General features: G+C 71.8%; 22 protein-coding genes. 11 read left to right on the top strand and 11 right to left on the bottom strand.

The window, feature by feature from the left end; genetic code table 11:
- Window positions 1-5: 5 nt before the first annotated feature.
- Entirely contained in the window at window positions 6-764 is a 759-nt protein-coding gene (tolQ, locus tag P1V51_20465; GenBank protein ID MDF1565423.1) for a protein TolQ, read from the bottom strand.
- A gap of 248 nt (window positions 765-1,012) precedes the next feature.
- Between tolQ and P1V51_20460 the strand changes: the two genes are divergently transcribed.
- From P1V51_20460 to P1V51_20445, 4 genes are all read left to right on the top strand, one after another.
- Window positions 1,013-1,984 carry a hypothetical protein gene (locus tag P1V51_20460; protein ID MDF1565422.1) on the top strand — a complete coding sequence of 324 codons (972 nt, stop codon included), beginning with the start codon at window positions 1,013-1,015 and terminating at the stop codon, window positions 1,982-1,984.
- A gap of 85 nt (window positions 1,985-2,069) precedes the next feature.
- Window positions 2,070-2,270, top strand: a complete 201-nt coding sequence (locus tag P1V51_20455) for a hypothetical protein (GenBank protein ID MDF1565421.1) — start codon at window positions 2,070-2,072, stop codon at window positions 2,268-2,270.
- Between the two features lie 7 nt (window positions 2,271-2,277).
- Window positions 2,278-3,084 (top strand): glutamate racemase, encoded by an 807-nt coding sequence (gene murI / locus P1V51_20450; GenBank protein ID MDF1565420.1) that lies wholly within the window; start codon window positions 2,278-2,280, stop codon window positions 3,082-3,084.
- A 122-nt stretch (window positions 3,085-3,206) separates the two neighbouring features.
- Entirely contained in the window at window positions 3,207-3,770 is a 564-nt protein-coding gene (locus P1V51_20445; protein ID MDF1565419.1) for a hypothetical protein, read from the top strand.
- Window positions 3,771-3,843: 73 nt separating this feature from the next.
- Here P1V51_20445 and P1V51_20440 read toward each other — a convergent pair whose 3' ends face one another.
- Genes P1V51_20440 through P1V51_20410 form a run of 7 tightly spaced genes read right to left on the bottom strand, consistent with a single transcriptional unit; the run spans window position 3,844 to window position 11,898 of the window.
- A complete protein-coding gene (locus P1V51_20440; protein MDF1565418.1) occupies window positions 3,844-4,575 on the bottom strand; it encodes an alpha/beta hydrolase-fold protein in 732 nt (243 codons plus the stop codon).
- 39 nt (window positions 4,576-4,614) lie between these two features.
- Window positions 4,615-5,853, bottom strand: a complete 1,239-nt coding sequence (locus P1V51_20435; protein ID MDF1565417.1) for a hypothetical protein — start codon at window positions 5,851-5,853, stop codon at window positions 4,615-4,617.
- Between the two features lie 21 nt (window positions 5,854-5,874).
- Window positions 5,875-7,011, bottom strand: a complete 1,137-nt coding sequence (locus P1V51_20430) for an alpha/beta hydrolase-fold protein (protein ID MDF1565416.1) — start codon at window positions 7,009-7,011, stop codon at window positions 5,875-5,877.
- Window positions 7,008-7,970, bottom strand: a complete 963-nt coding sequence (locus tag P1V51_20425) for a hypothetical protein (GenBank protein MDF1565415.1) — start codon at window positions 7,968-7,970, stop codon at window positions 7,008-7,010. Before P1V51_20425 ends, P1V51_20430 begins: the two co-directional genes overlap by 4 nt.
- A 13-nt stretch (window positions 7,971-7,983) precedes the next feature.
- Complete coding sequence (locus P1V51_20420; protein MDF1565414.1) at window positions 7,984-9,207, bottom strand: ATP-grasp domain-containing protein; 1,224 nt, start codon at window positions 9,205-9,207, stop codon at window positions 7,984-7,986.
- Between the two features lie 37 nt (window positions 9,208-9,244).
- Window positions 9,245-10,687: a glycogen synthase GlgA gene (gene glgA / locus P1V51_20415; GenBank protein MDF1565413.1), complete on the bottom strand. Its 1,443-nt coding sequence runs from the start codon at window positions 10,685-10,687 to the stop codon at window positions 9,245-9,247.
- On the bottom strand, window positions 10,684-11,898 hold the full coding sequence (locus P1V51_20410; protein ID MDF1565412.1) for an ATP-grasp domain-containing protein: 1,215 nt from the start codon (window positions 11,896-11,898) through the stop codon (window positions 10,684-10,686). The genes glgA and P1V51_20410 overlap by 4 nt, the downstream gene beginning before the upstream one ends.
- 50 nt (window positions 11,899-11,948) lie before the next feature.
- Between P1V51_20410 and P1V51_20405 the strand changes: the two genes are divergently transcribed.
- On the top strand, window positions 11,949-13,166 hold the full coding sequence (locus P1V51_20405) for an ATP-grasp domain-containing protein (protein ID MDF1565411.1): 1,218 nt from the start codon (window positions 11,949-11,951) through the stop codon (window positions 13,164-13,166).
- Window positions 13,167-13,182: 16 nt separating this feature from the next.
- On the opposite strand, the gene P1V51_20400 is transcribed toward P1V51_20405, so the two are convergent.
- A complete protein-coding gene (locus P1V51_20400; protein ID MDF1565410.1) occupies window positions 13,183-15,093 on the bottom strand; it encodes a hypothetical protein in 1,911 nt (636 codons plus the stop codon).
- Between the two features lie 99 nt (window positions 15,094-15,192).
- On the opposite strand from P1V51_20400, the gene xseA reads away from it, so the two are divergent.
- The 6 genes from xseA to P1V51_20370 are packed head-to-tail and all read left to right on the top strand — an operon-like array spanning window position 15,193 to window position 19,633.
- The gene (gene xseA, locus P1V51_20395) at window positions 15,193-16,644 is read left to right on the top strand and encodes an exodeoxyribonuclease VII large subunit (protein ID MDF1565409.1); all 1,452 of its coding nucleotides are present in this window, start codon (window positions 15,193-15,195) and stop codon (window positions 16,642-16,644) included.
- Window positions 16,610-16,876: an exodeoxyribonuclease VII small subunit gene (gene xseB, locus P1V51_20390; protein ID MDF1565408.1), complete on the top strand. Its 267-nt coding sequence runs from the start codon at window positions 16,610-16,612 to the stop codon at window positions 16,874-16,876. Before xseA ends, xseB begins: the two co-directional genes overlap by 35 nt.
- Entirely contained in the window at window positions 16,877-17,284 is a 408-nt protein-coding gene (locus P1V51_20385) for a hypothetical protein (protein MDF1565407.1), read from the top strand.
- Window positions 17,281-18,171 carry a polyprenyl synthetase family protein gene (locus tag P1V51_20380; GenBank protein MDF1565406.1) on the top strand — a complete coding sequence of 297 codons (891 nt, stop codon included), beginning with the start codon at window positions 17,281-17,283 and terminating at the stop codon, window positions 18,169-18,171. The genes P1V51_20385 and P1V51_20380 overlap by 4 nt, the downstream gene beginning before the upstream one ends.
- On the top strand, window positions 18,171-18,917 hold the full coding sequence (locus tag P1V51_20375) for a TlyA family RNA methyltransferase (GenBank protein ID MDF1565405.1): 747 nt from the start codon (window positions 18,171-18,173) through the stop codon (window positions 18,915-18,917). Before P1V51_20380 ends, P1V51_20375 begins: the two co-directional genes overlap by 1 nt.
- A complete protein-coding gene (locus tag P1V51_20370) occupies window positions 18,914-19,633 on the top strand; it encodes a hypothetical protein (protein MDF1565404.1) in 720 nt (239 codons plus the stop codon). The genes P1V51_20375 and P1V51_20370 overlap by 4 nt, the downstream gene beginning before the upstream one ends.
- A 4-nt stretch (window positions 19,634-19,637) precedes the next feature.
- Here P1V51_20370 and P1V51_20365 read toward each other — a convergent pair whose 3' ends face one another.
- Together P1V51_20365 and P1V51_20360 are read right to left on the bottom strand one after the other, a co-directional pair.
- Window positions 19,638-20,147, bottom strand: a complete 510-nt coding sequence (locus P1V51_20365; protein ID MDF1565403.1) for a cytochrome c-type biogenesis protein CcmH — start codon at window positions 20,145-20,147, stop codon at window positions 19,638-19,640.
- A gap of 85 nt (window positions 20,148-20,232) precedes the next feature.
- Window positions 20,233-22,539, bottom strand: a complete 2,307-nt coding sequence (locus P1V51_20360; GenBank protein ID MDF1565402.1) for an OmpA family protein — start codon at window positions 22,537-22,539, stop codon at window positions 20,233-20,235.
- Window positions 22,540-22,669: the final 130 nt, after the last annotated feature.

Below are 22,669 nucleotides of genomic sequence, written 5' to 3'. Positions count from 1 at the left end.
CTGGCTCACCCCTGCCGCTTCTTCTTGAAGAAGTGGCGCCGGATGATGTTCAGGAAGTCGATCGAGAAGTTGTGCATCTCGGCTTCCAGCACCCGCACGCCCGCCATGAAGTGGTTGTAGGCCACCACCGCCGGGATGGCGGCGAAGAGGCCGACGGCCGTGGCGATGAGGGCCTCGGAGATGGGCTGCGCCACCGTGGCCAGGTTGGCGTTCCCCATCATGTAGATCTCGTGGAAGGCGCCCATGATGCCCCAGACGGTGCCGAAGAGGCCCACGAAGGGGGCAGCCGAGCCCACGGTGGCGAGGAAGGAGGTCGTCGACTCGAGGTGGGTCAGCTCGGCGCTGCTGGCGCGGCGCAGGGCGCGCTCGACGTTCTCGATGTCGTCGGCGTCGGTGGGGGTCTCGCCGTCGCGGGTGAGCTTGGTCAGCTCGACGTAGCCCGCCTTGAAGACCTGCGAGACCGGGCTCGCGTCGAGCTCCTCGGCCGTCTGGAAGAGGGCGTCGAGGCGCTTGGACTGCCAGAAGGCGTCGAGGAAGGCGATGCTCTGCATCCTCGCCCGGCGCAGCTGGATGGCCTTGCGCACGATGATGGCCCAGCTGGCGACCGAGGCGGCCACCAGCAGCAAGAGGACGCTGCCGACGATCAGGCCGGAGCCGGTGGCGATCTCCCAGTAGTCGATCCCGCCCTGAGGGGCGACCGCCTGGCCCGTCGAGGCGCTGGCCTCGGTGGCTGTTGCAAGAAAGGCACGGATCTGGTCACTCATGTCGCGCGTCTGGCTCCTGGAACGGGGCGGGACCCCGGTCCATTCCCGAAAGAACCGACCGCCCCGGATCGCCGCAAGTCCCCGAATATTGAGGGTAATCGCAATAACACCCGGGATCGGGGGGGTCAAGCGGCTCCCTGGCACGGGGGTTGCGAAGGTCTGGGAGCAATCGTTGAATCGCGCCGACCCCGGATCGTCGGTAGGGTTGGACCCAAAGGGCCGCGAGGGACGCGGCAAGGAGGCCCACAGTGAAGACCAGAAACCTCAACTTCGCAGGCATCGCCGCGGTCGCCCTGACCCTGGGGCTCTTCAGCTCCGGCTGCATCGTCGTCGGAGGTGGCGGGGGGAGCAACGCCCGCGAAGACCTCACCCTCATCTACACCTTCGGCGGGGCGACCTGTCAGACCGCCGGCGTGAGCCGGGTGGTCGTCCGGGTGGAGGGCGTGGACAACAGCGACGGCACCACCAAGGACGAGCTCTGCAGCCAGTTCCCCGAGGGCATGACCATCGCCAACCTGCTGGTGGGCACCTACGACGTGACCATCGAGGGCTACGACAACCGGGGCCTGCTCTACGAGATGGGCGCCCCTCGCCGGGTCAGCGTGAACTCGAACCGGGAGAACCGCTTCGAGATCGACGTGGAGAGCACCTTCGGTGACCTCACCGTCTACTGGAACAGCTTCGGCGGCATCTCCGACTGCGCCAGCGCCGGGGTCGACACCGTGGTCGCCAGCCTCTTCGACGCCCAGGACAACCTCCTCGACTCGGCCAGCATCGCCTGCGCCAGCGCCGGGGTGACCTGGAACATGGTGGCGCCGGGCGGCTACACCGTGCAGCTCGACGCCTACGGCAGCAACGTCATGCTCTACCAGGGCGTGGCGGCGATCACCGTCAGCCAGGGGCAGGCGGACACCTACACCGTCGACCTGCTGGCCACGACCGGCGACCTCCTCATCTACTGGACCTTCCAGGGCAGCGGGGTCTGCGGCGGCGTGGACGGTGTCCGGGTCATCCTGCGGGATCCCAGCGGCGCCACCTACGACGACGCCACCTACAACTGCACCGACACCGGCGTGCAGTACAGCGGCGTGGTCCAGGGCAACTGGAGCGCCACCCTCCAGGGGCTGGACTCCCAGGGGCGGATCCTCTTCGCCTCGGGCAACCAGCTGCTGCAGGTGCTGGCCGGCCAGTCCAACCAGTACGTCGTCGACCTGAACTGACCCACCGGGCCGGCTCGCCCGGCCCCCACGACTCCAGACACCCCCGGGGTAGCGACCTACCCCGGGGGTGTTCTACGCTCGGTGCATGGAGCTTCTGGGAGATCCCACGGGAATCGCCGCGCTCAAGGCCCTGGCGCAAGCCGACAAGAGCTACCTGAAGTTCCTCATCAACGAGGCGCGCAGCAACACCGATCTCTGCACCCGCTTCACCGACCCGCAGGGTGTCCACTGGGTGCTGCGCATCGACCCGGCCACGGGCAACCTCCTGGTCGAGCCCGTCGGCTAGCCTGGCCTTGGTCGCGCCGATCGCCATCTTCGACTCGGGTGTCGGGGGGCTCACCGTCCTGCGCGCCATCCGGGAGGCCCTCCCGACCCTGCCCACGGTCTACCTGGGCGATACCGCCCGGGTGCCCTACGGGACGCGCTCGCCGGCGACCGTGCGCCGCTACGCCCTGAACAACGCCCGCTTCCTCCTCGAGGCGGTGCAGCCGAGGATGCTGGTGGTGGCCTGCAACACCGCCTCCGCCGTGGCCCTGCCGGATCTGCAGCAGGCCCTCGAGATCCCGGTCCTCGGCGTGATCGAGCCTGGCGCCCGGGTGGCCGACGAGGTCAGCGTGAGCCGGAAGGTGGCGGTGGCCGGGACCCGGGGGACGATCGCCAGCGGCGCCTACCAGCGGGCGCTCGCGGCCCTCGATCCGGCGATCGAGTTCTTCGGCCGCCCCTGCCCCCTCTTCGTCCCCCTGGCGGAGGAGGGGTGGCAGGACGATCCGATCGCCCGGGAGGTGGCCGATCGCTACCTCTCCGATCTCGCGGGGCTGGGCGTGGACACCCTGGTGCTCGGCTGCACCCACTATCCGCTCCTGGCCCCGGCCATCGCCGAGGCCGTGGGCCCCACGGTCCGCCTGGTGGACTCGGCCCACGCCGTGGCCGCCGAGGTGAAGACCGCCCTCGGTGAGATCGGCAGCCGCGGGAGCGAGGAGTCCACCGAGCACCGCTGCTTCGTCACCGACCTGCCCGACGCCTTCGGTGAGGTCGCCCGCCGCTTCCTCGGGGGCGAGCCCCCGGCGCCGGAGCTCGTCGACGTGCCGCCCACGGCCTGAGGGTGCCCCCCATCCGGAGGGAGAAGGTGCGATCTGCACCGAGCTTCCCCCGAAAAAGGTCCTGTCAGACGCCTGCTCGATTTGTTATGCAGTGCGTCATGAATACACCTCGATTCTCTTCCTTGATCATTCTGGCGGCCCTGGCCGTCCCCTTCTCCACCCACGCCTCCGATCACGTGACCTCCCGGACCGGGACGAAGGTGCAGGCCGACGCCAAGGCGGCCGATCCGTCGCGCGGCGCCGCCGGTGAATCCGCGGTCGATCCCGGCACCGGCTGCCGCACCCTGGTCGACGAGACCGCCGCGGCCTGCCGGGACTGGATCGAGCGGGGCCTCGACGTGAACTGCTACGGCAAGGTCGTCGCCATCGACGTCAACCGCGCCAAGGCGGCGGGCAACCTCTTCGAGGTCGGCTCGAGCCGGCAGTGGAACGTCGAGGGCACCTGCGAGGTGAAGACCGAGACCCTGCGCGAGCAGCGGGCCAAGGCCGACGCGAAGATGCGCCCGGCGGGCTCGGCCGGCCCGAAGTGCAAGCTGCTGGCCGACGAGCTGCAGACCCGCTGCTTCGACGTGCTCGGCGCCGAGCAGCTCTCGCCGCTCTGCAAGAAGACGATGCAGATGCTCCAGCAGGCCAAGGGCGACGATCCGGAGGCGCGCTGCGCCTACGCGGCCGGCATGCTGCCCTGAACCCCGGCAGAAGCGCGCCCAGCCGGCGCTATCCTGGCCCGCCGGCCAGGCGCCGGCGGAGCGCAGCGGTACTTCAAGACGTCCAGTCGTCCAGGTACTCCGGCAGCATGGCCCGCCAGGTGGGCCAGTCGTGGTGCCAGTCCGCGCCCCAGGCGTCCACGCGGTTGGGCACCCCGTGGCTGCCCAGCACGTGGGCCAGGTTCCAGCTCTCGCCCATGTTCTCCGCCCGGCCCGCGCCGGAGGCCAGGAGGATGAAGCGCTCCCGCAGCACGTCCAGGTGCAGCCCCTCCAGGGTATGGAGGAAGTGGAGGGGCGAGGAGACGAAGAAGTGCTCGTCGAAGTGGTCCACCTCGATGAAGCGCATGAGGTCGTAGGTCCCGCTCATGCCCAGGGCCCGGTGGAAGAGGTCGGGGAAGCGGCAGACCATGGCCACCGCGTGGAAGGCGCCGATGGAGGCGCCGGCGCTCCAGATCGGGATGTCGTCGCTGCGGCAGTCGGCGCGGATGGCCGGGACCACCTCGTGCTTCACGTACTGGTGGAACTGGTCGAGGAGCCACATGCGGTGGCCGGGGCTGCCCTCCTGCTGGATCCAGGCGCGCCCGGCGACGCTGTCGCAGGAGTAGATCTTGATCCGGCCGGCGGCGAGCAGGGGCTCGAGGGCCCGGATGAGGAGGAAGCGGTCGATCTCGCCGGCGTCACCCCCGGCCGTGGGGAAGACCAGGACCGGCTGCCCCAGCACCCCCCAACGGTTGAGGGTTGCCTCGCGGCCCATGCGCTCGGAGTACCAGGTGGATGACTCGTACAAGGACGGGAGGCCTCCAGTGGGGGGGGGGTCGGTGCGGGATCAGGCGGACTCTTCGTCGCGCCAGGTCTGGATCCTCGACCAGAAGTGCTCGGTGAATTCTTCGACCTCGTGGGCGGGGTAGAGGGCGGCGACCTTCTGCCGCACGATGTCCCGCGCGACGGCCGTCCCGAAGAACTCCCAGGTCACCTCGTCGAGGTGGGCGAGGTGCTCGGCGCAGAAGCTCTCGAAGCGCTCGGTCTCCAGGCGCTCGTCCGCGATGGCCTCGTAGCCGTCGAGCTTCTCCTCGTAGCTCGCCTCGCTCTCGGCGACGGCATAGAAGGGCGCCCAGTCGAGGGTTCGGCGCATGGGCCGGCGGGTCGCGGCGCAGAAGACGCTCCAGCGCACGTAGGCCTTCACCAGCCAGGGGAAGTGGTAGTGGAGGCTCGTCACCTGCGAGTCCGGGCAGGGGTTGGCGAAGTCGATGGGGTGCCAGACCCCCCCCTGGCGCATGCACTCGCAGCTGTTGAACTCCCAGCCGAAGAAGGCGTTGATGGTCATCGTCACCTTGCGCAGGTGGTGGCTCTCGGCTTCGCTCAGGAAGTCCTTCTCGTCGGTGTAGCGCTGGTGCAGCGGGGCGTGGGGATCGTAGAGGATGTGCCGGGTCTGCGGCCCGAAGCCGATGGTGCGCACGAAGCGATCGCTGGGCGTGACGGCCTTCTGCACGTGCATCACGTCGGTGCCGCTCTTCTCGTAGGCGGCCTTGAGGTCCTCGGCGTTCGAGCACTTCACCACCGAGCGCCAGCCGCCTCCGTCGTAGGGCTTCACGTAGTTCGGGTAGCCGACGAGGTCGCCCAGGCGCCCGAGATCGAAGAGCTTGGCGTACTGGTGGAGGGTGGGGCGCAGGTCGGGGTTGCCGGCGGGGTACTGCTTGGGGGGCACCAGCCAGGTCTCGGGGATGGGCATCCCCAGGTGGATCATCGCGCAGTAGGCGGTGTGCTTCTCCATCGACTGCAGGGACCAGGGGTTGTTGAAGACGTAGATGTCGTTCATCAACACGGCCTTTTTGATCCACTCGCGGCTGGTGTGGTACCAGTGCGTCAGCCGATCGATGACCACGTCGTACTGGCAGTCGGCGCGCAGCCGGAAGGGCTCGATCGACACGCGCTCGACCTCGAAGCGGATGGTGTCTCCCCCCATGGGGATCTTCAGGTCGAGCTCCCGCATGATGGTCTCGTAGCTGGCCGGCCAGCAGATGTCGGCCCCGAGCGAGAGCCCGATCTTGCGCGTGATTTCACCCATCGATTCCTCCGTCTCGCTTCCTCATTCGTAGACCATCAGCAAGGGTCCCGGGTAGAGCCAGGAGAGGCCCTCCCGCAGGCGATCCCGCCAGTTCTCCCAGTTGTGACCGTCGCGGGCCTCGACGAAGCGCACCTGCATCCCGGTCTCGGTGAGCAGGGGGACCAGCGAGCGGTTCTCGTAGATGAGCGACTCGTAGACGCCGCAGCTCATGAAGATCTTCTCGGTGACGGCGCTCGGGGCGGCCCGGAAGCCGTTCATGAAGGCCACCACCGGATCGAAGAGGGGGCCCCGGTGGTTGTGATCACCGATGTCGGTGAAGGCGAAGGAGCCGGACTGGACCAGCACCCGCCCCCAGAAGCCGGGGTAGCTCACCGCGGTGGAGAGCGCGGCCACCCCGCCGAAGCTCGCGCCCATCAGGCAGCGCGCCCGGGGCGTGTTCCGCAGGGGGAAGCGCTCGTAGAGGTGGGGCACGAGCTCCTCGGTGAGGAAGCGCGCGTGCTGGGCGTGGTTCGCGTACTCCAGGAGCCGATCGGGCGAGTCCACGAAGGCGACGATGAGCTCCGGGATCTCCAGCCGGTCGATCAGGTTGTCGAGGACCGTCTTCATCCCGGCGTAGTTCAGGTAGTCGGAGCCGTCGTGCACGACGACCAGCGAGTAGCGCCGGGAGGCGCGCAGGCGGGCCGGCAGGTAGATGTGGCCCCGGCGCTCGCCGCCCAGGGCGGCGCTGCGCAGGGAGAGCGGCACCAGCCTCCCGGGCCGGACGCGAGGATCGGGGCGGGTCCACTCGGGGACGACGTAGCCCTCGCCCTGCAGGACCGAGTTGGCGCCGAAGGGATCCCGGGCCCGCTGGCCGTTGAGGGGATCCTCGATCCACTCGCTGTGCCCCCCCCGGTGGACCTCGAACTTGTACTCGACCCGCGACTCCGGCGGGATCTCCAGGCTCAGGTGCCAGAGGTCCGTGTTCTCGAGGCGGGTGAGGTCCTGGGCCGACTCCAGGCCGAAGATGAAGTGGCGCAGCTTGACCGCGTCGGCGTGCCCCCTCCAGACGAAGGTGGCGCACTTTCCCTCCACGATGGGGAAGTGCCGCCCCTTCATCCAGGCGTCGACCTTCGCGCCGTCGGGGTGGCTCTCGAGGAGCTCGCGCAGGGCGCCCGTCATGCCGGCACCTCCTGCAGCGGCTCGCAGGTGCCCTCGGGGTCGAGGCGCATCACCCCCGAGGGCCGCTCCGGCCTTCCGTCGCGGAAGGTCACGTGCGCGCCCGCGGCGAGGGTGAGGCAGGCGGCCGGCGCGAAGCGGCTCGCCAGCACGCCCACGCGTTCGGGATCCTCCAGCCGCAGGCGGGTCTCGGGCTGGGGCAGGGCCACCACCGAGGGGACCAGCCCCAGGCCCCGATCGAGGATCTCCGAGGCCCCCGGCCCCTGGGGCGGGTCGTCGTGGAAGAGCACGATCCGCTCGGTGAGGGCCATCGCCCCGGCCGACCAGGCGAAGACGAGCTGGCCATCGAGGGCCGAGGCCACCCCGAACATGCGGAGGCGGTTGACCAGGGAGGCCACGTGCCCGCCGGCGATGGCCAGGGCCGAGGAGCCGGCGATCAGCTCGGCGACCTCCTCCCTTTGCCGCGCCAGCGCGGGCCGGTTCGCCGGCTTCATCGCCGCCTCGAACTCGGCGTGGACCCGGTCGCACTGCCCGAGGTGGTACTCGTCGAGCGCGCGGATCGCCGCGAGGGAGGCCTCCTCCTCCTGGCGCAGCACCTCCGGGGGGGCGGTGCGCTGCCGGATGACGTGGTCGGCCTCCAGCGCGAACTCGAGCCGCACCCGGTAGAAGTCCTGCTTGTGGCGCAGCATCTGCTGCCGCGTCCGGTGGGCCGCCGCCAGCTCGGGATCCGCGGCGAAGACCTCCTCGGCCCGGCGGTGGAGCTCGAGGTTCACCGCGTCGGCCTCGAGGTGAGAGCGCAGCTCCTGATCCTCCGCCTCCCGCTCCTGCCAGCCGGCCGTCACCAGGGCGATGCGTCCGCTCACCTCGAGGTGACGCACCTCCTCCACGACGGTGCCGCCGTAGCGCTGGGCGCCCAGCAGCACCACCGCCGGCGGGGGCCTCTTCGAGGGATCGAGGTTCAAGGCCGGGCTCCCTTCACCGCGCACGCACCTTCAGGGTCTGGCCCACCCGGTCCAGCATGTGCCGCAGGTGGTCGTAGTCCGGGTGCTTGATCCTCACCCAGGCGTTGGCCATGTAGCCGGCCTCCACGGGCTGGGTGGGGGTCCCGGCCGGGGGCAGATGGGCGTCGATGATCCACTCTCCGAAGGCCTCCTGGAGCTCCTCGACTCCCTCGTAGCCCACGATGTGGCCGTCCCGATCGGGGCGCAAGGCGATGATGCCAGCGGAGTAGCGGCGGGAGAGGGACTGGCTCGGGCAGTGGTAGACCACGCAGTTGGCCCACTCCCGGTAGATGTCGAACTCGTTGCCCGCGGCGTAGAGATCCCAGGCCCGCACCCCGGGGGGGCGGCAGCCGATCTCGCTGAACTTCAGCCCCTTGGGGCCGAAGAACCACTCCATGTGAGTGGCCCCGGTCTGGATGCCGAGGGCGGCGATCACCTTGCGGCCCAGCGCCTTCACCTCCTCGTAGCCGGGGGCGGCGTCGAGGCGGTTGGTGGCGATGAACTGCGGGCTGATCCACCGCTTGCGCATCGCCTCGAGGACGTTCGGGTAGTAGTGGCAGACGAACTCGTGGGCGACCTCGCCCTCGATGCAGAGGGTGTCCCAGAAGCCCTCGTGGCCCTCGATGAACTCCTCGACCGCGACGCTGGCCCCGCGCCCGACCCCGCACTCGCCGAGGGCCGCCGAGAGCTCGGCGCCGTCGTCGCAGCGGTAGGTGGCGGCGGCGCCGGCGGCGTCGCGGGGCTTCACCACGAGGGGGAAGCCGACCCGCCGGGCGAAGTCCTCGATCTCGGCGGCGTCGTCCGAGCCGATGGACTGGGCGCAGGGCACGCCGGCCTGGCGCAGCGCCTCCTTCATCGCGGGCTTGTCCCGGCAGAGGAAGGTCGTCTGGACGCTGGTGCCGGGGATGCCGCAGGCCTCCCGCACCCTCGCCGCGCACATCACGTGCGCCTCGACCGTCGCCTCGAGGCGGTGCACCTCGACCCGCCCCTGCAGCCAGCGCACGATCCGCTCCACCTGCCCGACGTCGGTGACGTTGCTCACCTGCTCGTAGTGGGTGAGCCAGTGGCGCAGCTCGGGATCGAGCTGATCCTTCGGCCGCTCACCGATGCCGGTGACCCGCGCGCCCACCGCGTGGAGGGCGCGGGCGAACTCGCGCTGGTTCACCGGGAAGCTGGGCTCGAGCAGGACGACGTCGATGGGCATCAGGGACCTCGCACGAGGAAGAGGGGACGCTTCAGGGCAGGAGCGCCCGGTAGAGGCTCTCGTATTCTGGCACGCGGTGGCTCCAGCCGTTCTCCTCCAGCATTCCCCGGACGATCAAGCCGGCCCAGGCCTCGGCGTCGTCGTAGGTGTCCAGCGCCGCCTCCAGCGCCCACTGGAGCCCCCGCGAATCGAAGTGGTCGAAGACGAAGCCGGTGCCCGTGCCAGCGTCGGGATCGTAGAGCTCCACCGTGTCCGCGAGCCCCCCGGTCCGGTGCACGATGGGCGGCGTGCCGTAGGCGAGGCTGTACATCTGGTTGAGGCCGCAGGGCTCGTAGCGGGAGGGCATCAGGAAGAGATCACTGCCGGCCTCGATGCGGTGCGCCAGCGCCTCGCTGAAGCCGTTCCGGAAGGCGACCCGATCGGGGGCGACGCGGGCGAGGTGGGAGAAGAAGGCCTCGTAGCGGGGCTCGCCCGATCCCAGGACGACCAGCTGCGCCGCGCGCCGGGCGAGGACGCCGGGGAGGACCGCCTCACACAGATCGAAGCCCTTCTGCCAGACCAGGCGGGAGACGACCCCGATGAGCGGGACGCCCTCCCGCGCGGGCAGGCCCAGCTCCGCGAGCAGCGCCTGCTTGCAGAGCGCCTTCCCGGCCGGATCCTCCGCGCTGTAGTGCGTCGGCAGGTGCGGGTCGGTCGCCGGGCTCCACTCTTCGGGGTCGATGCCGTTGAGGATGCCGAAGAGCACGTCGCCGCGGGCGCGCAGGAAGCCGTCCATCCCCACGCCGTGCTCGGGCCGCAGGATCTCCCGGGCGTAGGTCGGGCTCACGGTGGTGATCGCGTCGGCGTAGAGCAGGCCGGTGAGCAGGAAGGAGAGCCTTCCCTCGCGCAGCTGGTCCTGGTGGAAGGCGTCGGCGGCGCCGGCCAGCCCCAGCTCGGGCAGGACCTGGGCGGGGAAGGTGCCCTGGTGGCCGAGGTTGTGGAGGGTCAGGACCGTCCGGCTGTGGTCGAAGAGGCGATCCCAGGAGAAGGCCACCCGCCGGATCAGGGGCAGGAGGGCGGTCTGCCAGTCGTTGACGTGGATGACGTCGGGGGCGAAGGCGAGCTGCTGGGCGATGCGCAGCGCGGCCCAGGAGAGCAGCGCGAAGCGCAGGTGCTCGTCGGCGTCCTGGGTGTAGATGCTCGGCCGGTCGTAGAGGGGCGGGCAGTGCACCAGGTACACCGGCACCTCGCTCCCCGGGAGCCGGGTCTCGAGGGTCTCGAAGCCGAGGCGGTGGTGCCCCAGATCGACCTCGAGGCGGGGGAGGAGGCCGGTGGCGTCGTGGCCGCCCTCCCAGACCCGGCGGTAGCAGGGCAGGACGACCCGCACGTCGTGACCGCGCGCGGCCAGGGCGCGGGGCAGGGCGGCCCCCACGTCGCCCAGCCCGCCGCTCTTCGCGAAGGGCGCGACCTCGGAGGAGACGAAGAGGATCTTCACAGGTAGTGGACCCTCACGGTCTCGATGATCGTCTGGAGGGCGCGGATCACCTCGTCGGTGCTCTCCGAGCGCACCAGGGCGTAGCCGTCGCCCTCGTAGCTGTCGTTGCGGGGCGCGCCCGGGGTGGGCAGGAGGGTCTCGACCACCAGGTGCCCGACCGCCTCCTGGGCGGCGTGCACCCCGCTGCAGCCAGCGACCCGGCCCCGGCCCATCCCCCGCAGGTAGGCGCAGCCGACGGCGTGGCGCCGTGGGTGGGGGCCGTCGAAGGCCCCGTCGATGACGGCCCGCGCCCAGGCCCGGTAGGGATCGAAGTCGTCCGCCAGCCCGATCATCCGGGTGATGTTGGCGCCCGGGGGCCGCTGGGCGATCTCGCCGATGGCGATGCTGCCGTCGGCGCGGCGGAACCACTCCATGTGGGTGAAGCCGTCCCGCAGGCCCAGGATCTCGATGGCGGCGGTCCCGACTCGCCGCACCTCGTCGTACTCGGGGCCGTCGATCTGCGCGGGGAGCACGCAGCGCCACTGGATCCACGGGTTCTCCAGCACCTCGAGGGGGGTGGGGAGGTAGCGGGAGATCGAGCTGTGCTGCACCACGCCGCCGAGGGTGATCGTGTCGAAGCTCCCCTCCTCGCCCTGGAGGAACTCCTCGGCGAGGATCGGGTGCGCGGCGCTGGCGCTCATGCCCGTGAGGGCCGCGCGCAGCTCGTCGCCGCTGCGGACCCGGAAGGTGGCCTTCGCCCCCATCCCCGCCGGGGGCTTCACGACCATGGGGTAGCCGACGCTGGCCTCGAAGGCGGCGGCCTCCCCGGCGTCCCCGAGGAGGGCGTGGCGGGCCACCGGCAGGCCCGCCTGCCGGAGGCGGTCCTTCATCCGGGCCTTGTCCCGGAAGAGATCCGCGGTGTCCTCGTCGGTGCCCTCCACCCCGAAGTGCGCGCGCGCCTTCGCCAGCTGTACCTGGAGCGGCTCGAGGACGCCGACGATGCGGTGGGGCTGACCGTGGCGGGCACGGAGCCGCTCGATCGCCTCGATGAGCTGGGGCACCGAGAAGCAGTCGGCCACCTCCACCACGTCGGCGAAGATCGAGCGGTCGGCGTGAGGGGGAGGCTCCTGCACCACGGCGAGGAGCCGCACGTCGGGGAGGCGCGCCGCCGCCCGGGCGAAGCGCAGGGAGGTCTCCAGGAGGAAGGGGGCGGCGAAGACGACGGAACGCATCGGACTGTAGGCTATCCCCATCCCCCCCGCCCGGAGTAGCGTCTTCTTCGATGAGAGTCGTCTTCCTGGGTCCGGTCTATCCACCGGAGATGCGGCACTTCACCCGCGGCCTGGCCGAGGTGGGCGCCGAGGTCTATGGGATCGGGGACACGCCGAGGGCCGCCCTGCCGGCGGACTCGCGTTACTACCTCCACGACTACTTGCAGGTGCCGAGCCTCCTCGACGAGGAGGACGTGCTCGAGCGCGCGTCCCGGTGGCTGCGCAACCTGCCCATCGAGCGGGTGCTCTCCGCCTGGGAGCCGACCGTGCTCCTGGCCGCCCGGATGCGAGAGCGCTGGGGCCTGCCCGGCATGTCCCACGACACGGTGCTGGGCTTCCGGGACAAGCAGCTGATGAAGGAGCGGGTCGCCGCCGCGGGCCTGCGGGTGCCGGCCTCGGCGCGGGTGTCCACGGTCGAGGGGCTGCGGGAGGCCGCCGAGGCGATCGGCTTCCCGCTCATCGTCAAGCCCATCGCCGGCGCCGGCAGCGCCGACACCTACCTCTGCCGCGACGCCGAGCGCCTGGAGGAGGTCATCAAACTGACCCGGGGCGTCGCCGAGGTGAGCGTGGAGGAGTACGTCGAGGGCGAGGAGTTCACCTACGACACCCTCTGCGTCGACGGGCGGCCGGTCTACGAGAACGTCGCCCAGTACCTGCCCAAGCCCCTGGAGGCGCGCAGCGAGGAGTGGATCAGCCCGGTGATCGTCACGGTGCGCGACCTCGCGCCGCCGAAGTTCCAGGCGGGCATCGCCCTCGGGCGCGAGGTCCTCGGCGCGCTGGGCATGGGCGACGGCTTCACCCACATGGAGTGGTTCCACACCCCCAAGGGCGAGGTCGTGCTGGGGGAGATCGGCTGCCGCCCGGGTGGGGCGCGGCTGGTCGACCAGATGAACTTCACCGGGGACATCGATCTCTTCCGGGAGTGGGCCCGGGTCGTCTGCTGGGGGGCCTTCGAGGCCTCCACCGAGCGGAAGTACAACTGCGGCATCACCTTCAAGCGGGCGCTGGGGCAGGGCCGCATCACCCGGATCACGGGCCTGGAGGCCTGGCTGCAGGCCTGCGGCTCCTGGGTCGTGGACGAGTCCCTCCTGCGGCCGGGGAGCCACCGGCGCGACTGGAAGCAGACCCTGCTCTCCGACGGCTGGGTGATGGTGCGTCACCCGGACTGGGACGAGGCGGTCCGGATGGCCTTCGCGGCCGCCACGGACATCACCCTCTACGCGAGCTGAAGGCCCCCCCGGCGGATCACTCGCCGGCCGCGGCGGCCTGCCACTGGAAGAGGATCTCGAGCTTCTCCTCCAGGAGCGGGACGGTGCTGGGGCCGAGGGAGTTGGTCTCCTCGTAGTGATCGCCCGCCGCCTCCTCGTAGTAGGGGCTGGTGGGATCGAGCTCGAAGGTCCAGCTGGGGACCAGGTAGCCGACCTCGTCCATCGAGAGACCGAGGACGAAGGTGTGCTCGGTGCCCATCCGCTCGCGGTAGGCCGGCGGCGGATCGGTGGGGAGGGTCGGCGGGTTCGGGTTGTTCGGGTCGATCCGCTCCTTGTTCGCGGGCGTGTAGCTCGCGTCGAAGCCGACGGCCGCCTCGGAGAAGAGCTCACCGGGCACCGAGAGGAGGGAGAGGTTGCCGATCCGGAAGAGGGCGGTCTCGGACTTCAGCCAGGGGAAGTTCTCGTCGGGGTCGATGAGGCCGCCGGCCCACTCGCTGCCGTCCGCCTGGTAGGCCTGCCGGTTCGAGAAGACGCCGACCCCGAACATCACCTGGAAGAAGATGTTGTTCATCGGCAGGAAGAGCTCCTCCGCGCCGAAGGCGATCGTCGTGTCGCTCATCGGCGTGGCGCTGGCGGCCAGGGAGAGGGCCTCCTCGGCCAGGCGCTCGCCCACCGCCCGGGCCTTCTCCCAGTCGCGCACGGCGTCGCGGTTGGTGCCGTCGCGGGTGGTGGCGCCGACCGTGCCCAGGGGGGTGAGCAGGCCGCCCACCGGGCCCTGGAGGTAGACGCAGATGCCGCCGCGGCCGGCCACCGCCGGGGCGCTGCCCTCCGCGGGCAGGCCGTTCTCGACGGCCTCGCGCAGGTAGTGGGAGTAGTCGGAGGTGATGAGGTTGTTGATGTCCGAGAGCACCTCGGGGTGGTTGCCCCAGTTCACCAGGGTGGCGATGGGGTCGCCGCTCGCGGCGTCGTCGAGGACCAGCACGCCCATGGTGTCGTCGATGATCACGGGGTCGCGGCTGTCCCGGACCAGCCCGTCGGCGCCGGTGCGGCCGGTGGCCACCGCGGCGGTGGCGGGCACGGCGGCGTCGTAGGCCTCGATGATGGCGTCGGCGGTGCGGTCGATGAGGTAGTCGAGCCAGACCAGGTTCACGCCGGACTTGTAGGCCGCGGGCACGCCCAGGCCCGGGACGTCGGGGGTCAGCCCCCACTGGCCCAGGGTGTCGGGGACCTCGTGGACGTGGGTGGAGCCCACCTGGATGAAGTCGAGGTCGGCGAAGACCTCGGGGCGCTTCTGGCGCACCGCCTCGCGGACCTTGCGCACGTCCGAGTTGAAGAAGCCGACGAGGTCCAGGTAGACGAAGGCGACCTTCACGTCGCCCTTGCCCAGCACCGCGGCCCGGGCCCAGAGGTCGTCGTGGACCCCGGTGGCCGGGCGGTTGTTGCCGAAGCCGGCCAGCCACATGCCGTCGAAGATGCCGTTGCCCTCGGTGCCGTCGGCGTCGGGGGCCACGTAGCCGGCGTCGCCCGGGCAGACGTTGTCGGTGCCGCAGTCGCGGAAGAAGTCGTAGACGCCGTCGCGCTCGGTGCCGTCGGCGTCCGGGGCGGTGTAGGTCGGATCCCCCCGGCAGAGCATGTCGGCGCCGCAGTCGCGGGTGGCGATGTCGATGAGCTCACCGCAGCGGTCCCCCACGTCGCACTGACCGAGGGCGGCCTCGTCCCGGAGGTACTCGGGCAGGGGCACCTCGAAGGCCGGCGGGGTGATCGTCACCGCGGCGGCGCCGGCCAGGAGGGCGTCGCTCTCGCCGCCGCCGTTCTCGCAGCCGGCCTGCCCGGGACAGTAGGTCGCGGGCGGCGTGGCGCTGCCACCATCGGGGTCCCCGCCCTTGCCGTCGCAGGCGGCGGTGAGGACGAGCAGACCGGAGAGGAGGAAGAGAGAGCGCTGGCGCATCGTGAGTGACCCCTTTCGAGGCCGGAACCTAGCCCATCCGGGCCGATTCGGGGAGGGCGTGGCTTGTGGGGCTCAGGCCCGGAGGATAGGAAGGGGCTCATGGCGGCGCAGCGCAGCTATCGGCTCCGGAACCTGCCCGGGCGTCCTCGCCCGGGCGCGGGCAGCCCGGAAGCCATGCCCGCCGAGTCGGGCCCGCGGGTCTACCGGGTCGACGAGCTCACCCGGGAGATCAAGGGCCTGCTCGAGGGCCGCTTCGCCCGGATCCAGGTGCGGGGTGAGATCTCGGGCTTCAAGCGGGCCACCAGCGGCCACTGCTACCTGACCCTCAAGGACGACGACGCCACCCTCTCGGCGGTGATCTGGCGGGGGCCGGCGGCCCGGATGCGCCTCGACCCCCGGGACGGCCTGGAGGTGATCGCCACCGGGCGGATCACGGTCTACGCGCCCCGGGGCAACTACCAGCTGGTGATCGACCGGCTGGAGCCAGCGGGGGAGGGCGCCCTGCGGGCGGCCTTCGAGCAGCTGCGGGCCCGCCTCGAGGAGGAGGGGCTCTTCGACGAGGCGCGCAAGGTGGCGCTGCCGCCGCTGCCCACCCGGGTGGGGGTCGTGAGCAGCCCGACCGGCGCGGCGATCCACGACTTCCTCCAGGTCCTCGGCCGCCGGGCGCCCCAGGTCTCCGTGCTGCTGGCCCCGGCCCGGGTGCAGGGGGAGGGGGCCGCCTCCGAGCTCGCCTCCGCCTTGCGCCGCCTGGACGCCGAGGACTGCGACGTGATCGTCGTGACCCGGGGCGGCGGCAGCCTGGAGGACCTCTGGGCCTTCAACGAGGAGCTGGTGGTGCGGGCCATCGCCGCCTGCGAGACGCCGGTGATCTCGGCGGTGGGACACGAGGTGGACGTCACCCTCTCCGACCTGGCCGCCGACCTGCGGGCGGCCACGCCCTCGGCCGCCGCGGAGCTGGTGGCGCCCGCCCGGGAGAGCCTGCGGGAGGAGCTGCGGAGCCTGCGCCGGCGCCTCCAGAGCGCCCTGCGCCTCTCCCTCGGGCGGCGGCGCCAGGTCCTGCTCGGCGCCCGCGCGCGCCTCTCCGATCCCCGCATGGCCCTCTCCGCCCGCCGCCAGCGCCTCGACGAGCTGCACCTGATGGGGCGCTTCGCCCTCGAGCGGGGCCTGCGAGAGCGGCGGGAGGCCCTCTCCCGGGAGGCCGCTCGCCTCGAGCGCCTGCACCCCCGTCAGCGCCTCGGCCAGCGCCAGCGGGCGCTCGCCGACCTCGAGCGGCGGCTCGAGCGCGAGGTCCTCTCCGGCCTGCGCGCCGAGCGCACCCGGCTGACCCGCCACGAGGCCGCCCTCACGGCCCTCTCCCCGCAGAGCGTCCTCGACCGGGGCTTCGCCCTGGTCAGCGACCAGGAGGGCAGGCTCCTGCGCGACGCCGCCACGGTCGCGGTGGGAGACGCGCTCCAGATCCGGCTCGCTCGCGGCGCCCTCGGCGCGCGGGTGAGCCACCACTCCCAGGAGGCAAGCGATGCCCGGCACCCGCAAGACCAGGAAGAAGACTGACGCCGCGCCCGGCGCCCACGAGGCGCTGCCCTACGAGCAGGTCGTCGAGCGCCTCGAGGCCACCGTCGAGCGCCTCGAGGCGGGCGAGCTGCCTCTGGAGGATCAGCTCGCGGCCTTCGAGGAGGGGATGCAGCTGCTCCGGGCCGGCCAGAAGCTGCTGGACGGCGCCGAGCGCCGGGTGGAGAAGCTGCTGGCCGACGGCGCCCGGGAGCCCTTCGAGGACGAGGACTAGGTGGGGAGCGGGGACGAGGCGAAGGTGGTGGTCCTGGTGGTCCAGGACTTCTCCACCCGCAAGGCCCTCTCGGGGCTGCTGATGGCGGCGGGCATCGAGCCCCTGCCGGTGGCCAGCGGGCTGGAGCTGGTCTCCCGGATGCGGGTCGACCGGCCGGCGCTGGTGGTGGTCGACCGGGACGAGATCTTCTGCGACCCCCTCTCCCTGGTGCACAGCGTGGCCGGGGGACACGCCAGCTTCCCGCAGACGCCGGTGGCGGTGCTCTCCTCCTCCCGCTCCCTCGAGGACATGCAGGCCTACCTGGAGGCGGGCGCGGCCGACTTCTTCACCAAGCCTCTGCGCCCCGGCAGCTTCATCCGGCGGGTGCAGGAGATCTTGAGATCGAACGACGAGGAGAGCGTAGCGTGAGCGAGAGCTTCGAGCAGTGGATGGAGGAGGCCCGCGCCGAGGTCGAGGCGTGGCTGAGTGGGTGGGGCGAGGCGGCGCCGGGCCCCGAGCGCCTGCGCGAGGCGATGTTCTACAGCGTCGCGGCCGGCGGCAAGCGCCTGCGGCCCCTGCTGGCCCTGGCCGCGGCCGAGGCCGTGGGGAGCACCGAACGCAGCGAGCTCTTGCAGGACTACTGCGTCGCCCTCGAGCTGGTGCACACCTACAGCCTGGTCCACGACGACCTCCCGGCGATGGACGACGACGACCTGCGCCGGGGCCGCCCGACCAACCACAAGGTCTTCGGCGAGGCCGTGGCGATCCTCGCCGGGGACGGGCTGCTCACCGAGGCCTTCGCCCTGCTGGGCAGCGAGGCCCAGCGCGAGCGCGCCGCCCTGGTGGGGCTGCTCGCGGCCTGCGCCGGCTCCGGCGGCATGGTCGGCGGGCAGGTCCTCGACATCGAGCGGGGCGCCCTGGGGGCCGGCCTCGACGCCGTCGAGGAGGTCCACCGCATGAAGACGGCGGCCCTCATCCGGGCCGCCTGCGTGGGCGGGGCGCTGGCGGCCGGCGCCGGGGACGAGGCCCTGGAGGCCCTCTCCACCTTCGGCGAGGCGATCGGCCTGGCCTTCCAGGTCGCCGACGATCTCCTCGACGCCGAGGGCGAGGCCGAGTCGATGGGCAAGGCCGTGGGCAAGGACGCCGAGCGGGGGACCGCCACGGTGCCCGGCGCCATCGGCGTCGAGGCCGCGCGCGAGCGGGCGGGGGCGCTGCTGGCGCTGGCCCGCGAGGCCCTCGCCGAGCTGGACGCGGAGGCGGGCGATCCCTCCCGCCTCGACGCCCTGGCCGGCCTCCTGGTGGAGCGCCGGAGCTGATGGGGAAGGGGGGCAAGGTGCGCATCGACCGCCTGCTGGTCGAGCGCGGCCTCTGCCCCAGCCGCGCCCGGGCCCAGGCCCGGATCATGGCCGGCGAGGTGATCGTGAACGGTCACCGGGTGGAGAAGGCGGGCACCGAGGTCCCGGAGGACGCCGAGCTGCGGCTCAAGGGCGAGGACCTCCCCTTCGTCTCGCGGGGGGGGCTCAAGCTGCAGGGAGCCCTCGAGGCCTTCGGCTTCGATCCCACCGGCCTGCGCTGCATCGACCTGGGCGCCTCCACCGGCGGCTTCACCGACTGCCTCCTGCAGGCCGGCGCGGCCTCGGTGGTGGCGGTGGACGTGGGCTACGGACAGCTGGCCGCCAAGCTGCGCGCGGATCCCCGGGTGGAGGTCCACGAGCGCACCAACGCCCGGCTGCTGAAGGCCGGTGACCTCGGGGAGCCGGCGGATCTGGTCGTGGTCGACTGCTCCTTCATCTCCCTGGAGCTGCTCCTGCCGGTGGCCGCGCTCCTGCTGAAGCCGGCGGGCAGCTGCCTGCCCCTGGTGAAGCCGCAGTTCGAGGTGGGGAGGGAGGCGGTCGGCAAGGGCGGGGTCGTGCGGGACGAGGCAGCGCGGCGCGCGGCCCTCGCGCGGGTGCGCGCCTTCGCCGAGTCGCAGGGCTTCGCCGTCCGGGGCGAGATCGTCTCGCCCCTGAAGGGCCCCAAGGGTAACGTGGAGTACCTCCTCTGGCTGGAGCGCTCCCCTTGAACGACACCTTCCCGAAGATCGGGCTCTTCGTGAGCGAGGCGGCCCTCGAGCCCGCCGTGATCGAGGCCCTCGGCGCGGTGCGGCTCGACGAGGAGGGGCTCGCCCGCCTGCGCGCCGGCGGGGCGCCCGCGCTCTCGCCGGGCCACGAGGCCTGGATCGAGGCCTGCCGGATCTCGCCCGAGGCGCTGGCGAAGCACGCCGCCGAGATCGCGCGCCTGCGCGAGGCGATGGTCCGCTCGGTCCTCCCCCTGGCCCTGGCCTTCTTCTCGCTGGCCGCCACCTTCGCCCTGGGCCTCTTCGCCGTGGGCTTCGTCTTCTCGCCGGTGCGCCGCTGGGCCTTCATCGCGGGCGCGGTCGTGCTGGTGGTGGTCGTCCTCGGCGCCACCCTGCGCGCGATCCGCTCGGCGCTGGTGCAGCGCCGCCTCCACGACGAGCTCGAGCACACGGCCGACGCCCTGACCCGCCTGCGGCAGGAGGGGGATCGCCCCCGCCTCTACGCCCTGGCCCTCGACCTGGAGCACGCGCCGCGGGAGCCGGCGACCGTGCGCTGGAACCACCCGGCCTCGGATCCGGAGCGGCCGCTGGTCCTCCAACGAGCGCTCGTCGAGGGAGACCTGCTCGCCTGGCTGCTCGAGCTCTCCCGGGCCCGGGCGGTCATCGTCGAGGGCTCGCCGCTGCTCGAGCACGACGAGGCGACCCGGATCTCGCCGGGCTGAGGCCTCAGCCCTCGGGGCGGATCTGGGAGAGCTCGTCGTCGAGGCGGTCGAGGTAGGCCTGATCCTCCTCGGAGAGCTCGGTCTTGTCCTCGCCCTTCTCGTCGTCCTGGCCCCGCTTCATCCACTTGCGGCCCACCCAGAGGAGGGCGAAGCCGGCGATGAGGATGGCGGCCACCGAGAGCATGAGCACCTCGGCCAGGGCGCTGCCCGGCGGGACGGCGAGGATCTTCTGGCCGTAGGTCTCGATCACCCAGGCCTCGACCTCCTCGGGGGTCTTCCCCGCCTCGAGCTGCTTGCGGATCTCCTTGCGCAGATCCTGGGCCGGCTGGGAGCTGTGGACGTCGAGGGTCTGGGTGTAGCAGCAGGGGCCGAGGAAGAGCTGGTCCAGCTTCATGGCCTCGCGCTCGATGTCCCGCACCTCGGCCGCGGCGGCGAAGGGCAGGGCGAGGAGGAGGGCGAGGGCGAGGAGGGCCCGGGGGAGGCCGGATGTGCGTGCTCGGAGGGTGTCAACCATGGTCATCGAGAGCCCCGTTGGAGGAGGAGGGTCGGGATCGCAGCCCGCATAACCTAGTCAAAAGGGTCGCACCCGGCCACCCCGGCTACTGGGCGACGATGTGGAACTCGACCCGCCGGTTCATGGCCCGGCCGCGGGTGGTGAGGTTCGGCGCGATGGGCTTGGTCTCGCCGAAGCCCTTGGCCTCGATGCGCTCCTCGCCGATGCCGTTCTCGATGAAGTACTGGCGCACCGAGTCGGCGCGGGCCTGGGAGAGGCGCAGGTTGCGCGAGTCGGCGCCGGTGGAGTCGGTGTGCCCCTCGATGCGCAGCTTCTCGATCTTGTGGCTGACGACGGCGTCGATGACCTGATCGAGGAGCTGGTAGCTGTCGGGCAGGATGGTGGCCTTGCCGGTCTGGAAGTGCACCTTGCGCTTGAGCTGGATCTTCTTCTTGTGCACCACGATCAGGGACTGCTTCGCCTTGGGGGAGAGCTCGAGGTCGACCAGCAGCCTGGCGCCGTTGTCGATCTCGAAATCCTTCTGCCGGGCGTTGTGGCCCTCGTGGGTGACGTCGACCCGGTACTTGCCGGGCTTCAGCTCGGCCAGGGCCTTGCCCTCGGCGTCCGCGGTGACCTCCTTGGTCTCGGGCCCGGTGAAGGTCACGGTGGCCGGCAGGCCGCCCTTGGTCTTGGCGTCGGTGATCGCGAGGGTCATCGTGCCGGCCACGACCAGCTTCTGGAGGGCGAAGTCCAGGGGGGTGACGGCCTTGTCGGCCACCAGGGCCGCGGCCGAGACCGGCGCGTAGCCCTCCTTCACGGCCGTGAGCTGCACCTGCCCGGGGGCGATGTCGCGGGAGCGGTACTGCCCGCTCTCCATCGCCGAGGCGACGGGGAGGCCGTCGCCGGGCTCGACGGTGATCAGGGCGCCGGCGAGGATCGCGCCGGTCTCGGCGTCCCGGACGATGCCCTCGACAATGCCCGCCGGCGGGCGGGTCTCGATGGGCTTGTCCACCTCGATGGTGCGCTCCATGGTGCGCGTGACGCGCTCGGAGCGGGAGAGGGGATCGAGGGTGTAGGAGAGGCCCAGCATCAGGTTCCAGGGCATGGTCGCGGGCACGCCCTCGATGGCGGCGCCGGCCAGGCCGATGTCCATCGCGGCCAGGAAGGAGAGGTCGCGCAGGGCGGTCACCCGCAGGCCGAGGGTGAGGTGCTGGGAGACGATCTCGCCGTAGGTGAGGGTGCGCAGGGTGCCGTCGTCGTTCACCTCGGGCAGCTCGGTCACGCCCAGGGGGGCCGCCAGCCGCCAGGCGACGAAGGGGCTGACCCAGGGCAGGGGCAGCTCGAGGCCGGCGCCGGCCCGGAAGCGGTGGTAGCGGTGGATGCCCAGCGCGAACTCCTCGACCCGGGTGAGGGCGAGGTTGCCGGGGAGACCGCCGGTGCCGTCGAAGTTCGCGCCGACCTCGAGGTGGAGGATCAGCGGCAGCTTCTCGACGGCCGGGCGGAAGTCGTAGGCGAAGAGCGCGCGGGGCGTGAAGCCGGCGGCGCCCACGCCCACCTCGCCGATGGGCGGGAAGAAGGAGACCTCGAGGTCGAGGCCGAGGGCCACGCCGTTCTCCATGGCGTAGACGCCCTTCACGCCGAGGCTGGAGTCGCCCTGGATCTGCAGGAGGGAGGGCGCCGAGAGGGTGTTGGTCGCGGAGGCGTAGGCGAGGTTGCCGTAGATCTCGAGCCACTCGGTCGGCGTGTAGCCGAGGGCGAAGGTGAGGGCCTGCCTCGACTCGCGATCGCCGACGATGAGGAAGTCGTCGAGGAGGAAGAACTCGCCCACCAGGGAGAGGCGGACGCTGCCCTCCGCGCCCACCCGCGCCGTGCGCTGGGTGGCCAGGCCGACGGCGCCGGTCAGGGAGGGGGAGGGCCGCTCGTTGGACCTCGCCGCGGCGGCGTTCTTCCGGGTCGCCGGCGCGAGGGCCGAGGCGCCGATGGGCTCGACCTGCTCGTTCACCAGCTCCTCCCCCACGAGGCGCCGGCCCTCACCCAGATCCTCCTCGGCGGCGGTGGTCTCGGCGCCGGCCTCGCCGGGCTCACCGGCCGCGGGCGCGGTCTCGGCCGGGGCTCCGGCCTCGAGATCCGTCGGGGGCTGGAAGGCACCCTCGGCGGCCGGCGCAGGGGCCGGGGCATCGAGGAGCTCGGGGGCGGGGAGCAGTCCGGAGGGCTCGGCCTCCTTCTCGTCCTCCTTCTCCTCCTCCTCCTCCTCCTCGTCGGCCTTCGCGGGCGCGGGGGCCGGAGCCGGCGCAGGGGCCGGCGCCACGGTCTCGGCCGGGGCCGGATCGGGGTCGAAGGGAACGAAGTCCTGGGCGCTGGCCGCCTGCGGGGGAAGGAGCAAGACCCCGAGCGCGAGGAGCAGCAGACGCATGTGAGCCTCCGGGTTCGTGAAGTGGGGGAATCATAGTCGGGGCCCGAGGGGGGCGAAAGATCGTGGGCTCTCCCGGGACCGGTCGGGAGCGGGCAGGAAACCTCATTTCGCCGGGTTTTTCGTCTATCAT

The organism is Deltaproteobacteria bacterium (genome assembly GCA_029210625.1).
Lineage (GTDB): Bacteria > Myxococcota > Myxococcia > SLRQ01 > SLRQ01 > JARGFU01.
The sequence above is the reverse complement of the archived record's forward strand: the minus strand, read 5'-3'. Positions and strand labels throughout refer to the sequence as shown.

What these genes read in the sequence shown, in the direction of transcription:
- tolQ (MDF1565423.1), bottom strand. Translation starts at nt 764, where the DNA reads ATGAGTGACCAGATCCGTGCCTTTCTTGCAACAGCCACCGAGGCCAGC.
- P1V51_20455 (MDF1565421.1), top strand. Translation starts at nt 2,070, where the DNA reads ATGGAGCTTCTGGGAGATCCCACGGGAATCGCCGCGCTCAAGGCCCTG.
- P1V51_20435 (MDF1565417.1), bottom strand. Translation starts at nt 5,853, where the DNA reads ATGGGTGAAATCACGCGCAAGATCGGGCTCTCGCTCGGGGCCGACATC.
- P1V51_20430 (MDF1565416.1), bottom strand. Translation starts at nt 7,011, where the DNA reads ATGACGGGCGCCCTGCGCGAGCTCCTCGAGAGCCACCCCGACGGCGCG.
- P1V51_20410 (MDF1565412.1), bottom strand. Translation starts at nt 11,898, where the DNA reads ATGCGTTCCGTCGTCTTCGCCGCCCCCTTCCTCCTGGAGACCTCCCTG.
- P1V51_20405 (MDF1565411.1), top strand. Translation starts at nt 11,949, where the DNA reads ATGAGAGTCGTCTTCCTGGGTCCGGTCTATCCACCGGAGATGCGGCAC.
- P1V51_20400 (MDF1565410.1), bottom strand. Translation starts at nt 15,093, where the DNA reads ATGCGCCAGCGCTCTCTCTTCCTCCTCTCCGGTCTGCTCGTCCTCACC.
- xseA (MDF1565409.1), top strand. Translation starts at nt 15,193, where the DNA reads ATGGCGGCGCAGCGCAGCTATCGGCTCCGGAACCTGCCCGGGCGTCCT.
- xseB (MDF1565408.1), top strand. Translation starts at nt 16,610, where the DNA reads ATGCCCGGCACCCGCAAGACCAGGAAGAAGACTGACGCCGCGCCCGGC.
- P1V51_20375 (MDF1565405.1), top strand. Translation starts at nt 18,171, where the DNA reads ATGGGGAAGGGGGGCAAGGTGCGCATCGACCGCCTGCTGGTCGAGCGC.
- P1V51_20365 (MDF1565403.1), bottom strand. Translation starts at nt 20,147, where the DNA reads ATGGTTGACACCCTCCGAGCACGCACATCCGGCCTCCCCCGGGCCCTC.
- P1V51_20360 (MDF1565402.1), bottom strand. Translation starts at nt 22,539, where the DNA reads ATGCGTCTGCTGCTCCTCGCGCTCGGGGTCTTGCTCCTTCCCCCGCAG.